Below are 283 nucleotides of genomic sequence, written 5' to 3'. Positions count from 1 at the left end.
GTCCCAGTGTGGCCGGTCGCCCTCTCAGGCCGGCTACCCGTCGTCGCCTTGGTGAGCCGTTACCTCACCAACAAGCTGATAGGCCGCGGGCTCATCCTTCACCGCCGGAGCTTTCCACACTCATCAGATGCCCGAGAGTGTCGTATCCGGTATTAGACCCCGTTTCCAGGGCTTGTCCCAGAGTGAAGGGCAGATTGCCCACGTGTTACTCACCCGTTCGCCACTAATCCCCACCGAAGTGGTTCATCGTTCGACTTGCATGTGTTAAGCACGCCGCCAGCGT

Annotated in this window: 1 rRNA gene; it reads right to left on the bottom strand. The window is 60.1% G+C overall.

What is annotated here, in order from left to right:
- Positions 1–283 (bottom strand): 16S ribosomal RNA (locus tag PUR53_RS45455); the annotation flags it as partial.

Origin of the sequence: Streptomyces sp. SP18BB07 (assembly GCF_036322545.1) — a bacterium.
Classification (GTDB): Bacteria; Actinomycetota; Actinomycetes; order Streptomycetales; family Streptomycetaceae; genus Streptomyces; species Streptomyces deccanensis.
Note: the sequence above shows the minus strand (reverse complement) of the source record. Positions and strands in the feature narration are given on the sequence as shown.